9 protein-coding genes are annotated in these 13,911 nt (G+C 46.9%); 2 read left to right on the top strand and 7 right to left on the bottom strand.

Annotated features, from left to right (window positions below; genetic code table 11):
- Positions 1-18 precede the first annotated feature (18 nt).
- Together CA267_RS04900 and CA267_RS04895 are read right to left on the bottom strand one after the other, a co-directional pair.
- Complete coding sequence (locus tag CA267_RS04900; protein ID WP_075608526.1) at positions 19-471, bottom strand: YbhB/YbcL family Raf kinase inhibitor-like protein; 453 nt, start codon at positions 469-471, stop codon at positions 19-21.
- Positions 472-513: 42 nt separating this feature from the next.
- A complete protein-coding gene (locus CA267_RS04895) occupies positions 514-2,538 on the bottom strand; it encodes a protein-L-isoaspartate(D-aspartate) O-methyltransferase (protein ID WP_075608527.1) in 2,025 nt (674 codons plus the stop codon).
- A 440-nt stretch (positions 2,539-2,978) separates the two neighbouring features.
- Between CA267_RS04895 and CA267_RS04890 the strand changes: the two genes are divergently transcribed.
- Positions 2,979-4,046: a lysylphosphatidylglycerol synthase transmembrane domain-containing protein gene (locus CA267_RS04890; RefSeq protein WP_075608529.1), complete on the top strand. Its 1,068-nt coding sequence runs from the start codon at positions 2,979-2,981 to the stop codon at positions 4,044-4,046.
- Positions 4,039-6,252 (top strand): glycosyltransferase, encoded by a 2,214-nt coding sequence (locus tag CA267_RS04885; RefSeq protein ID WP_075608530.1) that lies wholly within the window; start codon positions 4,039-4,041, stop codon positions 6,250-6,252. The genes CA267_RS04890 and CA267_RS04885 overlap by 8 nt, the downstream gene beginning before the upstream one ends.
- A gap of 98 nt (positions 6,253-6,350) precedes the next feature.
- Here CA267_RS04885 and CA267_RS04880 read toward each other — a convergent pair whose 3' ends face one another.
- The 5 genes from CA267_RS04880 to CA267_RS04860 form a co-directional block, all read right to left on the bottom strand.
- Positions 6,351-9,065, bottom strand: a complete 2,715-nt coding sequence (locus tag CA267_RS04880; protein WP_075608531.1) for a TonB-dependent receptor — start codon at positions 9,063-9,065, stop codon at positions 6,351-6,353.
- A gap of 210 nt (positions 9,066-9,275) precedes the next feature.
- Positions 9,276-10,658, bottom strand: coding sequence for a glycoside hydrolase family 28 protein (locus CA267_RS04875; RefSeq protein ID WP_075608532.1), 1,383 nt, complete (start codon positions 10,656-10,658; stop codon positions 9,276-9,278).
- Positions 10,659-10,987: 329 nt separating this feature from the next.
- A complete protein-coding gene (locus CA267_RS04870; protein ID WP_083638320.1) occupies positions 10,988-12,184 on the bottom strand; it encodes a low temperature requirement protein A in 1,197 nt (398 codons plus the stop codon).
- A 34-nt stretch (positions 12,185-12,218) separates the two neighbouring features.
- On the bottom strand, positions 12,219-13,112 hold the full coding sequence (locus tag CA267_RS04865) for a LysR substrate-binding domain-containing protein (RefSeq protein WP_075608533.1): 894 nt from the start codon (positions 13,110-13,112) through the stop codon (positions 12,219-12,221).
- 81 nt (positions 13,113-13,193) lie between these two features.
- Positions 13,194-13,889, bottom strand: coding sequence for a pirin family protein (locus tag CA267_RS04860; RefSeq protein ID WP_075608534.1), 696 nt, complete (start codon positions 13,887-13,889; stop codon positions 13,194-13,196).
- Positions 13,890-13,911 lie beyond the last annotated feature (22 nt).

Genomic DNA, 13,911 nt, shown 5'->3' with positions numbered 1-13,911 from the left:
TGGAGGCGACAGCCTTCATCATCGGTGTTCAGTTTCCTCATAAAGGCCAATTACGCTCGCTTGAGCAAGAATATGTCCCTCCATGGCATTTTCCAGCGTATTAGCATCAATACCCGATTCCGCATCAATTAATGTATCCAGCGCATAAACGGTAAAAAAGTATCTGTGAGGGCCGGCGTTTTCGGGCGGGCAAGGGCCGCTATACCCGACATGACCAAAGCTGTTTACTCCTTGAGAAAACGTAACTTGCAAGGTTTCATCAATTTGCCGCTGGTCGGCGGGAATGTTAAAAACTACCCAATGTACAAAGACCCGGTTGGGCACATCGGGGTCGTCCATGATTATGGCAAAACTTTTTGTCTCCTCCGGAGCGTCACTCCATGATAACTGGGGCGATCTATTCAGGCCTTTACCTGTGAATTCAAGAGGGATGTGGCCTTCCGGTTCAAAAGTGGTGCTGGTAACTTTCATGATGATTTCCTTTTGTTTCAGAAAGGGGATCTAACACGGCCTCTATACACCAAATGGGAAGGTGTCACTGCCACCGTGCTCTTTAATGTGAGCCAAAGGAGTAACGGCGTGGGTATCGGCTATCCATATATAATCGTCGAACTGGTTTGCTACTGACGTTTCAAAGTAGTGGCTGGCTCTTTCTGTTTCAGGCCGGTAAATAACCCCGATTGCGCGTTCGAGATAGGGTTTAGACAGAGCTTGGAGTAACGCTGTATCAGCATTGTCTTTATTTAAATAAGCGCAATGAAGACCGGTTTTCTGCCACACCTTTTCAATACTGTCATCGATAGGTGGGCGAACGGTCTTTACTTCCATTTTACCGCCCCAGTAACGGGAAGCGGCAACTGTTCCTTCAGCAGTACCAAAGCCCACCAACCGCGCTTGGTCGCCGAAGGCTTCTCTGCATAACTGGCCCAGATTCAGTTGCCCGTGGAGCTTGCCCATTTCCGTTGCTCTACCATCGCCGATATGTGAATTATGCGCCCATACGATGGCTTTAGCGCTGCTGCCGCGACTGTTCATAATCGCTTTAAGTGTATCGAACATATGACTGTCACGCAGGTTCCAGCTTTCTGCAGAACCGCGGTACATAGCGCGGTAATATTCTTCCGCTCGAGCCACCGTCATGGCATTGCGGATAACATCAAGAAACTCATCGCCATCATTGCCACTGTCGTTGAAACCTTCCCGCTCATTCAGCAATTTTATCAACATATCTACAGCTTGTTTTTCACAGCCGGTAAATTCTGCTGAAGTCACCGAATGGCCATAAGAAGCCGGATCCGCCAGCCAGGGTTCAAAACAGCTATAACAATCTTGTGCAATGTCAGCAAGTTCGGGTTTTGTGGTGGTCAGATAATCTATTACGGCGTGTAGCGATGCTTGCATGGAATACAGATCCAGCCCGTACATCGCCACTTTACGTTTATCGACGCGCTGTTCGTTGCGCTGGCGAAGCTGATTTACAAATTCGCGGAATTGCTCATTCCGCCACATCCACTCGGGAAAACGGGAAAAAGAAGGTTGGCCAATGTGCGGCACTTTGCGGTTTCTGATATAGCCATCGACAACCGCCACATCAGGCCAGTCCGCTTCCAACGCAACAATATTGAAGCCGTGCTCCTGTACCAGAAAGTCAGTTATTGCTGCGCGTGCCTGATAAAATTCAGCCGTGCCATGACTTGCTTCACCTAACAGCACAACTTTGGCATCGGCCAGATGTTCAAAGTGCTCGCCAAAGTCCGCGCTGGTGGGGTCGGGTAGCGAAATAGCCTGGCTTTTCAACAATTCGACTGGACTTTTTTGGGGGCTAATTTTGCTGGCGGTTGAAGAACTTTCAGGTGGTTCTGCAGGCGGCACGTTGTTGTTTCCCTGCCAGCCAAAATCGCCAATAAGCGGTACGAATCTGACGGCGCCAAAACTTGTAGTGGTAAACGAATCTTCCGACGTGCGCCGGATTTGCAATAGTTCCTGCGAATCTGCTGTGCCTACCGGAATGATCAGTCTTCCTCCTTCAGTCAACTGTTGTTGCAGCTGCAGCACAATGGTGGGCGCGGCAGCAGTGACTACGATAGCGTCGAAAGGGGCCTGTTCAGGCAGCCCATAAGTGCCGTCACCCTCCACGATAGTTACGTTAGCGTAGCCTAGTCTGGCTAAGGTCTGGCGCGCATTTGCCGCTAACGAGGCATGCCTTTCTATGGAATATACATGTTTGGCAATACGTCCGAGAACGGCAGCACCGTAGCCTGAACCTGTACCCACTTCCAGAACCGTGTCTGAACTTGTCAGCTCTGCCAGTTCGGCCATTTTGGCAACAATGTAAGGCTGCGAAACGGTTTGTCCTTCTGCTATTCGAACAGCGGTATCTTCAAAGGCCAAATTGCTTTCATCTTCAGGTATAAATGCGTCTCGTGGCACAGTTTGCATAGCATGAAGCACGTTTTGGTCTGTTATTCCCCGGCGCGCTATCTGCCGTTCCACCATGGTTTTTAAATTGCCGCGAGAATCATTATTTTGTAAAGTCATTGAACCGTTACCCTATGTTGATAAGTATCAGCTTTACCTTGATACGATCCCAACGACGTGCAGTAAGCTGGGCAAAACAGAACTACCGCTGTTTCCGCTCCTTAACCAGATTAAGACTCGGACTTCACCCTTTACCAATGTAAAACAAACGGCCCCTTAACATTATGTAGTTGAAGGTTTAGCATGGTTCGGCCCCGCTTAGGTACATCAGCAATTTGGTGAATCAATCACTGTAATGATCGATAACAGACAGTACCTTCTACGCACTAAGCGCAAAATCAGACTTTCGGCGACAAAAAATTTGCGCAGCGCCCGGGGCTATTTTCTTTTCGGTTCTGTCAGTGGGTTTCTCCTTTTTATCCTGTAGCTTTAATGGTAGTTTCTGGGCTTTGTGCCCGATTTTTATTTTCAATAGAAAAGGACAGCTCCGCGGCTCTTTCATGCATACCAAACGTTCTTTATCATCTGCTTCTACACAGTTCCAGTTTAGTCGGGTAAAGCTTTTTCTATTTGTCTTACTGTTTATTTCGCTAAGCGCTTTGGTCCCCTGGACAATTCAGCGGGAGCTGGAAGGGCAGTTCAGTCAGCTTTGGGATAAGCTTGCCACCGCATCGTTTATTTTACCTGCGCTCGCTTTATTGTTTATTTATTATCTGAGTGATGCGTTACGGCTATGGTTTGCGCTTAGGGCGGTGGGACGAAAGCAAGCGTTCCTTTCGATGATACCCATGATATTCATCAATTTGCTGTTTTCCAATGTTACGCCAATGGCCACAGGCGGCGGCGTGGCTCAAGTCTGGTTTCTACACAAACAAGGTGTGCAGGTCGGGGCTGCTGTGGCGGCAACCACCTTACGTACATTAATGGCAAGTATGATGATTTTTATTCCTGCGCCACTTGTTTTGTTTAGTATAAAAGGCTTGTCCGACTCTTCGTTGAGCAGTCGATGGGGAACGTCTTTGGCGATATTTGCGCTGCTGTACGCGTTGTTTTTTATCATATTGCTATGGCGACCCCGCTGGCTGGCTAGCGCAGTGGATAAGGGACTTGCATTAATTTGCATGACAGGAATGTTAAGTCAGAGCCGCCGTCATAGATGGCGACTTCGGTTTTTGCGAGAACTCGTTCGCTTTACGCATTACTTTCGAATCTTTTTTAAAGGTAAACCCGTTAACAGTTTATTTGCCGTTATCTCCACCATGGTCTTTTTGTTGTCTCTTTTTTCTTTCCCTGCACTTATTCTTTGGACTTTAGGCTATTCATTCAACTATTTCACCGTATTGATGTACATGTTGGTAAATACCTTCGTTATGTATTTTGCGCCTACTCCAGGAGCCGCTGGCGTGGCTGAAGGCGTATTCGCGCTTTTGTTTGCCACTGTAGTGGATTCTGTGGATCTGTTTGTACTGGTAGTAGGCTGGCGTTTTCTTACCGTGCACCTGGGAATGTTGATTGGGGTTCCGGTATCGCTTTACGCGATATTCCATCAGGAGCAAAAACTTGGCTAAAAATGCGCTGCGGGTTCTATTTTGGCTGAATCTGATATTAGTGGCAGCACTCGTCACGTACAAAATTTATTTAAATTTTTTTGAAAGGGACTTTGCTGCCGAGCATGCATTTCAGGTAGAAAATATTGAAGAACGTTTGAACGGCAAGAGCAATTATCGTTTTGCGGTAGTGGGGAATGTCAGTAATTCGGTGGGCATTTTCGAACGTAAAATTATCCCGCAGCTCAATCGCGGCAATTATGATTTTGTGGTGTCTGCGGGTAATGCAGTTTCTAGCGGCGGTGAAGATAAATATCGCGCCATTTATCGTACATTATCTCGTTTAAAAATGCCGTACTTGCTTGCCTTTGGACCGCAGGAAGAAAGTCGAATTGGCGGTTATCGGTTCTATGATCATTTTGGACCTCTTCATTTTAGTTTTCCTGCGGGTAATAGCCGCTTTATTTTTCTCGACAGCACTGGCACCACCGATTTCGGCTGGCAATATCGCTGGCTAGAAGAAGATTTGGATGCGGCCGATGAAGCTAATCTAATCCTATTTAGCGCTCACCCTTTTTATCCTGTCGATTTATCCCAGCTATTTGAATTGAATAAAAATTATTTGTTCAATGACAGTGATCGCCTTCGTTTTACCCAACTCATTGAAAGCACCGGCGTAGATGCCGTTTTTTCGGCCAATTTGCCTCGCTACGAATTACAGCAGCATGAGGAAACTCAGTATGTGGTAACCGGTGGAGCGGGAGGCTTAGTGATCAACAATGAACAAAGTCATTACCACTTCGTCGCCGTTACTGTCGAGGGTGATACCATCACTATCGAGGAAAAAAGAATAGACAGTGGGCAGCATCCGGTATGGCGTACGCTGGAAAGTTTTTGGTTTTTTGTTCACTCGCTGTTTTATGTGGGCTACCTAAACTTTATTCTCCTGATAAGTGGCTTCGCTGTTATAGCCACTTGGCTGTATAACCGGGTGTTTACAGAGCGTAACTATTATCCGGACTTCGATAACGATCCCGATGCCCTTAACGGCAGGCTACTTCGCATTGCCATGTTTACCAACAACTATTTGCCTTATGTTGGCGGTGTTCCCATTTCCATTGATCGCCTTCGCCAAGGGCTATCAAAACTTGGGCACAAAGTGCTTATTGTGGCGCCAAGCTATGCTAAGAATGAAAAGAAGGAACGCCTTGTTTTCAGGGTGCGGGCTCTTCTACCTTTAAAGAAGAAAAGCCAGTTCCGTTTAGGCAATGTCTTTTCCGTTCGAACCTTCCGACGTATTTACCGCTTTCGTCCTGATATCATTCATGTACATCACCCGTTTTGGCTTGGAAAGCTCGGCCTGATTATCGGAAACTGGTTAAACGTACCGGTAATATATACTTATCACACGCGGCTGGAACATTACGCCCATTATGTGCCTCTGCCAGGGCCGCTGTTTCGTAATCTGGTGTCGCATACCATAGTACGGCGGTTTGCCAATCGCTGTGACGGTGTGGTGGTGCCAACTGAGTCGGCAGAAGAGTACCTGCGGGCCATTGGTGTCAGAAAACGAATTTTAGTACAACCTACCGGTATCGACTATCAGGCATATCAGAATGTATCTGAAGATGCGATAGCTTCTCTTAAGGCAAAATATGCACCCAACGGGGAGCGCATCTTAGTGAGCATTAGCCGACTTAGCCAGGAAAAAAACTTAGGTTTCCTGCTTAAGGCAATTCGCCAACTACAGGAGCAGGCAGAGCAGCCGTTCAGGCTGCTAATCATTGGTGATGGGCCAGTAAGAAATCATCTCGAAGCTACTATTAAAAAGATGGAATTGACTTCTTCGGTCATACTTATTGGCGCCGTTCCTCCAGATGAAATACCAGCCTACTGTAGACTCGGTGATATTTTCTTATTTGCCTCTCGTTCGGAAACGCAGGGAATGGTGATTCTTGAAGCTATGGCTGCGGGAATGCCGGTGGTAGCCGTTCGTTCAAGCGGTATTGACGATATCGTGGAAAATGGCTACAACGGGTTTAAAACTAAAGTCGACAAGGTAGAGTGGGCGTCACGTATTGAACAACTGCTCAGCGACACATCGTTATATGAAAAACTCTCCACTAACGCGAAAAACTTCGCTGTAGGCTTTAGCATTAACCACTTTAGTATCAATATAAACAAATTCTACGGCAGCGTACTTTGTAGTAAAAAGAAGTCGAAATAGTTTTTGCGCTGGAAAGCTCAAGCTGGGGGCTTTGCAAAGGTAAAACATTAAGGCTGGAAGAGAAAAAGGGCCACATGATGTGGCCCTACAAAGAGCGATTACATTGTGTATCTGGCTCCAAGGAATATCTGGGTTCCGGTGTGGTTATATTCCCGGATAAGGTTTTGTGAGCCGTATCCGGTAGTGAACAGACGCTCATATTCGTCGGTTAAATTAATGCCTTCGATGGTAAAGGTCAGATTCTCGTTGTAATTATAGAACGCTGACAAATCCAGATACGTCGGCCCGGTTGTGCCTTCTTCGGCGTTACCGTTACTGCCTGAATAACTGGTGATATAATCATCCCGCTTATTCAGTGACAAGCGAATACCGTAGGCATCGCGTTCATAGTACAAGGTGGCGTTATAAGTATTTTTGGATAAGCCGGTAATTTCTCCTGCAGATACTCGCGTATAGTTCATCACCACACCTAAACCATCGAATGGCGCTGGCAGGAATCGGAATGGCTGTTGATAAATGAATTCAACGCCTTTAACCGATGTACCTTCACCGTTTACTGGAGAAGTATGAGTATAAGGAACCGTTCTGGGATCCAGAGCCATTGCAGGATCGTACTGCGGATCGGAATCAATAAAGGGTAGATAGACTTCATCAATCAAGCGCTCCTCGGTGGAGCTGGTGATAAAGGTTTCAATATCTTTATAAAAATAATTAGCCGCAAGCAGTGATTCCTCGGCGAAATACCATTCCAGTCCTACGTCCACGTTGTTAGAGGTAAACGGGTCCAGATAAGGGTTGCCTGCGCTTACCGTACCATTAACGTAAGAGAACGAGGGGTTGCCCGGGTTAAGAGAGCCCAAACTTGGACGCGTCATGGTGCTGGAAATGCCCAAGCGGGTAACGACATCGTCGGTGACTGACAAAGCCAGGTTTAACGCCGGTAAGAAGTTGTCGTAATCATTTTCAACGGTGACTTCGTCCAGTTGAATGTAGCCGGTGGCAGTAGAGGTGGTTTTGACATACCGCATGCCGAAATTAGATTTCAGATTCATTCCCGCGATATCCTGGTCGTAATTAAACTCAAGATAACCCGCTAGTGTTTCTTCGCCTATTTCCCAACTTTGCTCAGTGCGTGGCGTCCAGTTTTTCTCCAGTAATTGATCTTCAATTGCAGCAAAATCCGCTACTAAAAAGGTGTTTAACGGACCATCAAAGCCGTGACCGAAATCGTCGTAGGGCAATATTTGCGTAAAGCCTTCAGCCGAGTCCTGATCGGGAAAGTCGTTAATTTGTTCTTCTCTGTAGTTCACCGATCTATCGTTATATGCCAGCCCCATTTTTACCTCGAGCTCAGCGCCCTGGTATGCCAAATCTATCTTTGCAGTATCATTGTCACGATCGACGGCAGTGGCACGCAGGCGGCCATCAGATAAATCATACAAGGTGGGATCGGTATAATCGTAGCCATATTCCATCACGGGAACGTTCGGATTACCGGTAAAGTCAAAGCTGAAGCGATGCGGAGTTAAGTTGGTCATATTGTAACGGTACTGTTCAGAGCGAGCATCTGAACTGGCGGTACCTACCATAGCATCAAGACGCAGGGCATCGGTAAGAAAGAACTCACCTGATAAAACATACTGGCTAAAATCTGTCTCTGATACCTGCTGTCGGTTTTCTACTCGCGAGGTAAGGTTATCAAATGTACCTGCAATGACCTGCTGCCCACTGTCATCAATGGTAATGGCAACCGGAGTAATTTCACTGAACGTGCTGCGAAACATTTCAAAGTTGTTATACATGGTACGGTCGTTTTCCAGTTTCGACTGGAGCGTATCAAACGTAACTGTACCAATGTCTCCCACGGCAAACTGCAGCGTACCGGTTATTCCCAATCTTTCCTGTTTGTTCCCAAAAAAATCGTAGCGCGGCAGGCGGGGAGTCCAAAGGCAGTTGATTGGCGAGACGTTTTCCTCTTCATATTCGCAGTTGTCACTGGCTGGTGAGCCGGTTATCTGTGTGTTCGCCGTAGCTGCACTGGTATAGATACCGCTACCGTCGTCCACTGGTGTGGTCCATCTTACCGTGCCGTACCCTTCCTGTCTGACGGTACGTTCAGATTTCGCCACCGAAAACAGAGCACCAATGGTATCGTCCGCAAAGGTATTGCTGATCATAAACACCATTCTCGGATCGACTTCTTCCGTAACATCATTGTATCCACCCTGACCTGCCGCAGTGACATGAAATCCAGGGTTGCTGAAAGGCTTGGCAGAGTATAAATCTACTGTGCCGGCAATACCGCCCTCTTCGGTAGACGCAGTAGAAGTTTTCTGAATATCCACGCGATTGAATAACTCTGAGGCAAACACATTGAAATCGAATGCACGGCCGCCGTTAACGCCGCCGCCAGAATCGGTACCATCGGTGCTGGCTGGCACTTCCATTCCGTTTAGCGTGGTTCGGGTGAACGCTGGGCCCAGACCTCGCAGGGTAATTTGCCGACCTTCGCCACCTTCACGGGAAATTGCAACCCCGGGCACGCGCTGTAGGGATTCTGCAATATTCAGATCAGGAAATTTACCGATATCTTCGCTCAGTATGGTTTCCTTTGACGTAACAGCACTTCGTTTCTCGAAAAGCGCCCGGTTCAATGCGCCGCGAAAGCCGCCGACTTCAATGACTTCGATGTCAGCTTCAGACGGCGTTTTTGATGTTGTCTCTTGCGCCAATACTGCCGGTGCATGACTTATTCCCAACGCCAGTAATATTGCTGTACCCAGTTTGTTGTATGTTAAGCGATCGGTTTGCATGTTTTCTCCTAGCTTTCTGTGTCCTGGTGATAGTTCGAACAGGGAGAATGCAAGCAGACGCCTTTTCCTGTAGCGTCGAATTTGGACGCGGAAAAGCAGCATTCAGCGAGCACATTCCCTGATATAGATAACATTCAAAACACCTCCTTACGCTACCGGTGGCATTTTTTTGCTATCCTGTTTTTGGTTGTTTTTCATACTCATTATCTGTTATTCGTTGTGGGCTACGGCGCTCATTACCCCGTCGTACCGCTGAGGGCCAATTTGCACATTTTCGAAGGTGAGATTTTTCGCATTTTCAAGAATAAACGGGGTTTTTGCCCGGCGTATTTGAATATTTCTAAAGGTGACATTGGATACCGGTGAAGCGTCAGGCGCATGAATTTCAAGCACTGTTCCTATGTCTTCAGCGCGAATATTTTCAAAGACGATATCTGTATAGGTGGCGGGAAAGTTGCCATTCAAATTGCTTGGGTAGTTAAGTTGAAACCAAAACAGATTGGTGAAGGAGGAAACCTGGCTATTACGAATCCGCACCATCTCGACACTGCCGCCACGATCGAGGTTGCTCTTGAACCGATAGGCTGAATCGCCTTTACGGAAGGTGTTGTCGCTGAAAAATACGCGTTTAATTCCGCCCGACATTTCTGAACCTAATCCGACACCATCTTCACCGCCTAAGTCATTATGCCGAACCACAATATCGGTGCTGGGAATACCAATTGATCTTCCGTCTGCGTCTCTGCCGGATTTAATGACAATGGAATCATCTCCAGTGCGAAAGCGGCTATTTTCCACCAGCACATGCTGGCTTGATTCGATGTCCAGGCCGTCGTTATTGCGCTGATGGCTATCTACGGAAACGCCCTTGACCGTAGCGTGAGAGGTATATAACAAATGATTTACCCAAAATGGCGAATTAATGGCTGTGTAATCTTGTAGCAACACGCGTTTGGCATGAAAAAACTGAATGAGCGGGGGGCGCAGGAAATGTCCCTCACCAAACTGACGCTGCCCAACGGGAACCAGATTAAACCCCATGGACCGCAATGCTGCTACATCCTTGTCCTGCTTATTAACCCAGTCGATAAAGGCAGAATCGGCGTTGCCGTCGATAACACCTTTACCCGTTATGGCGACATCTTCCACATTGGCAGCGTAAATCAAAGGCGAATAGGTAAACACTTCGGTGCCTTCCCAGCGGGTCTTCACAACGGGTAAATAATCTGCTGGCGTTGCAGAAAACAACAGGGTTGCGCCTTTTTCCAGATGCAGGTTCACGCGACTCTTAAGTTGAATGGGGCCGCGGCTAAACCATTTACCTTTAGGTAGTACCACCTTGCCGCCGCCTGCTTCACTAGCTGAGTTGATAGCTGACTGAATGGCTGCCTGATGATCGGATGATTCGCCGTTGGTGACAAAATCAGTGACGGTAAAAGTGCGATCCGGTATTTTCGGTTGTTGAATTTCCTTTACAATCGAATCAGCCAGAGCCCAGTCAGCATCGGTATTAGCAACGCCGTTTTTTATCGAAAGCGCGCTGATGATGAGCAAGCAGCTTAATAAATTGTATTTGCCGGAGAACCTTTGCATAAACAACTCAATGTATTCTATCTAATGTTAAGGTTGTGTTAATATGCCACCGGTGGCACCAAAAGGAAAGGCCTTGTCATAAAAAAGTTAAAAAAATGTTCTGTGATTGTCGAGGTGTTATCAGATGAATAAAAGCTCGCCGATGCGGGAATGTCGGCGGGAGAGAGAAGAATTATTTTGGCGGGGTTCAGCCGTGATAGGAGTACATCATTTTCGCTACCTTGGAAAATGAACAGTGGTAACTGGAATCAACACATTGATTGCGGTGTTAGTAGCAGGCAAAGATTTCTGTCTGGGCCGTCTACAACAACTACGCAAAATAAAACTGGTCATTGTGTGGAGGCTAAATGATTGCGTAGATATACGCTCATTACGGTTAAACATGCTACACCCCCTAACCCTACAAGCGGCGGAGAAATTATTATAAGGCATGCAAACAACGGTAAAATACCTTTAGCCGCAGAGCCAAGAACGTACCGATCCCTTACAAACCATATTCCCCCAAAATAAGCAGCAATGGGAATTGCCACTGCATAGTGAGCGATTAATATTGAGGTGGTGGAGTGACCGGCCAGAATATCTACCTGTAAGGCAAACCCTGCTCCCACGGCTGCGCCAGCCAGATAAATAACCAGGTGGCCATAACCCCAAATAAGTGCCAGCTTTAATTGCTTGTGTTGCAGTTGTTCTTCACGGGAAAAATACAACCACCACAGCGAAAACAAAATAACCAGAGATGAAATCGCCAAATAAACAAAGCGAGTATCAAAGTTATCCAGGTTTATCTGATTGAGGGCCATCGAGCCGGCTAAAAGAGTTTCGCCCAGCACAATAATATTGAGCAAACCATATCGCTCGACAATATGGTCACGATGCCAGGGAGTGGTGCCATGGCGCTCTGCAAGTGCTGGCACAGACAGTTCTAACCCTATTCCAATAGCAAAACCGCCGAAAAATAAGCTCAATGATGACATGTCTGCCAATAGCAGCCCAACCCAATATAACTGTACTAAGGCAATGCCGACGGCATAGCTTAAGGTGGTTTTTCTTCTGGCTCTATCATGTTTTGCCGCTCTTAGCCAAAGTGCGACCATTGCCAATCGTATAATCACGTAGCCCATGACTACCAGACCAAAATCCAGCTGCTCGAAAAACTGTGAGATGCCTGCGGCCAAGGTTAGGGCACCCGCCATAATGACCATGGTTAATAGTCTGAACAACGGATCGTCATTATCGTAGGCGGAAGCAAACCAGGTGTAATTCATCCACGCCCACCAGATAGCGAATATTGCCGCAATGTATTTTGATATTCCGTCAATATAATGAGCTTCAGCAAGTGCGTGATGCAACCCTGCTGCGGCCGCTGCTATGGCAATAACTGAAACCAAATCAAAAAGTAGTTCTAAGGGGGTAGCAGCACGATGTTCCTGTTGCATATCCCGTGGCGACATAGGTTTCAGTCGGATCTTAAATAAACGATGCAGTTGCCCTTGTTGCTTTTCAATTGAAGGTTTTGATGCAAGCATAAAATTTATCCTGGCGCTAAAGATGTAAGTTTGTTTATTTAAACCATTGCTGTTGCTGCAATTCCTGGCAAATCCAGTTTAACGCCTTGCCGCGTTTGCCTTTTACAGTGGCAAAGTAAGCCGGAATGGGTGGGCGAGGTATCGCGGAGGCTTTTGCCACCAGCTCTCCGCTTGCGAGTTGCGCGTTAATCAAATGCAGTGGTAAAAAGCCTATGCCCACGCCAAGCACCTGCGCTTGAATCTTGCTTTGCATGCTGCTTACGCGGATAACTTGCTTACTGTCAAATAATCCGGAAGAACGCCCCGGTAAGGTGCGCGAACTGTCGGCGACTATAATACTGGGATACTGCAATATATGCTGGGGTTCAAGCAGACCCACAAAATCAGCTAGCGGATGGTGTCTGGCAACCGCGAACACAAATTCAATGGTTCCCATTTCACTTATATCAAACTGACCTTTGGGTAACTCGCCGGTCAGTCCAATGGCAATGTCGGCGCGCTTGGTGTACAACGCGTCCCAGCCGCCACCCAGCACTTCTTCAATAACGGTAATTTCAACCTGCTTATCAAGATGACAAAAACCGCCGATAAGTGCCAGCAACTGCGCATCCGGGATCAGCGTATCTTTGGCAATGGTGATTTTTGATTCCCAGCCAGATTCAAGCTGATGCACCTTTTCTTCCAGTCGTGCGGAGGCTTGTAATAATGCAATGCCTTCTTCCAGCACTAATTTTCCTGCAGAAGTCAGTGCTGCTCGTTTTTTAGATCTGTCGAAAATTAACACGCCTAAATCGCTTTCAAGCTTTTGCATGGTATAGGTAATAGCGGAAGGAACTTTCGCTAACTTTGCGGCAGCGGCAGCAAAACTGCCTTCCTGCGAAATGGCTTCTAAAACTCTGATTGCATCGAAGGTGATGGCGTGGCGCATTATCTTATCATCCCTAAAGAAAAGCTGAGCTACTTTACCGGCTGTATTACAACCTGAAATAGCCCAGCAAGATCGCATATATCACGGCAATTCAAGCACTAAAGCAAGAACTTGTTGCTCATTTTGGTTGCGTAAATCCAAAGTGGCCAAATCGGCAATTTGTGCGCCGTCGCCAGCATTAAGTGTCTTTTCATTTACCTGCAGTTCTCCTTCAACCACATGAATATACACTTTGCGACTATCTTCAATCGTTAGCTTTTCTGCAGTGTCTTGCGCAAGGTAGAGCTGTCTAAGCGTGGCTTGCTGCTTTATTTTCAGCGTGCCATTCTCACCTGTTGGAGTAATGATGGTTGTCAAGCCTTGCTGCTGTCCAAAATCCTTTTGTTGATAGCCCGGCGTGCCACCTTTAGTCTCAGGCTCTATCCATATCTGAAGAAACTTGAGCATATCAGTGCCGGAGCCGTTGTACTCGCTATGTGTGACGCCACTGCCAGCAGACATGAGTTGAAACTCGCCTTTTGGTAGTTCCTGCACATTGCCCATGCTGTCTTTATGGGCAATGATTCCTTTCGTAACAAAGCTGATAATTTCCATATCGCGGTGCCCGTGGGTACCAAAGCCTGCGCCAGGGGTAACAGTATCATCATTAATTACGCGTAAAGCGGAAAACCCCATATGTTTTGGATCATGGTACGAGCCAAAAGAAAACGTATGTTTGCTGTCAAGCCAGCCAAAATTTGCTGCGCCGCGTTCGTTAGCTAATCTGATATTAATCATAATAATTTTCCTTAAAAATTGA

The organism is Alteromonas pelagimontana (assembly GCF_002499975.2).
Classification (GTDB): domain Bacteria; phylum Pseudomonadota; class Gammaproteobacteria; order Enterobacterales; family Alteromonadaceae; genus Alteromonas; species Alteromonas pelagimontana.
This window is presented reverse-complemented; position numbering and strand designations above follow the sequence as displayed.

What these genes read in the sequence shown, in the direction of transcription:
- CA267_RS04900 (WP_075608526.1), bottom strand. Translation starts at nt 471, where the DNA reads ATGAAAGTTACCAGCACCACTTTTGAACCGGAAGGCCACATCCCTCTT.
- CA267_RS04895 (WP_075608527.1), bottom strand. Translation starts at nt 2,538, where the DNA reads ATGACTTTACAAAATAATGATTCTCGCGGCAATTTAAAAACCATGGTG.
- CA267_RS04890 (WP_075608529.1), top strand. Translation starts at nt 2,979, where the DNA reads ATGCATACCAAACGTTCTTTATCATCTGCTTCTACACAGTTCCAGTTT.
- CA267_RS04880 (WP_075608531.1), bottom strand. Translation starts at nt 9,065, where the DNA reads ATGCAAACCGATCGCTTAACATACAACAAACTGGGTACAGCAATATTA.
- CA267_RS04875 (WP_075608532.1), bottom strand. Translation starts at nt 10,658, where the DNA reads ATGCAAAGGTTCTCCGGCAAATACAATTTATTAAGCTGCTTGCTCATC.
- CA267_RS04870 (WP_083638320.1), bottom strand. Translation starts at nt 12,184, where the DNA reads ATGCTTGCATCAAAACCTTCAATTGAAAAGCAACAAGGGCAACTGCAT.
- CA267_RS04865 (WP_075608533.1), bottom strand. Translation starts at nt 13,112, where the DNA reads ATGCGCCACGCCATCACCTTCGATGCAATCAGAGTTTTAGAAGCCATT.
- CA267_RS04860 (WP_075608534.1), bottom strand. Translation starts at nt 13,889, where the DNA reads ATGATTAATATCAGATTAGCTAACGAACGCGGCGCAGCAAATTTTGGC.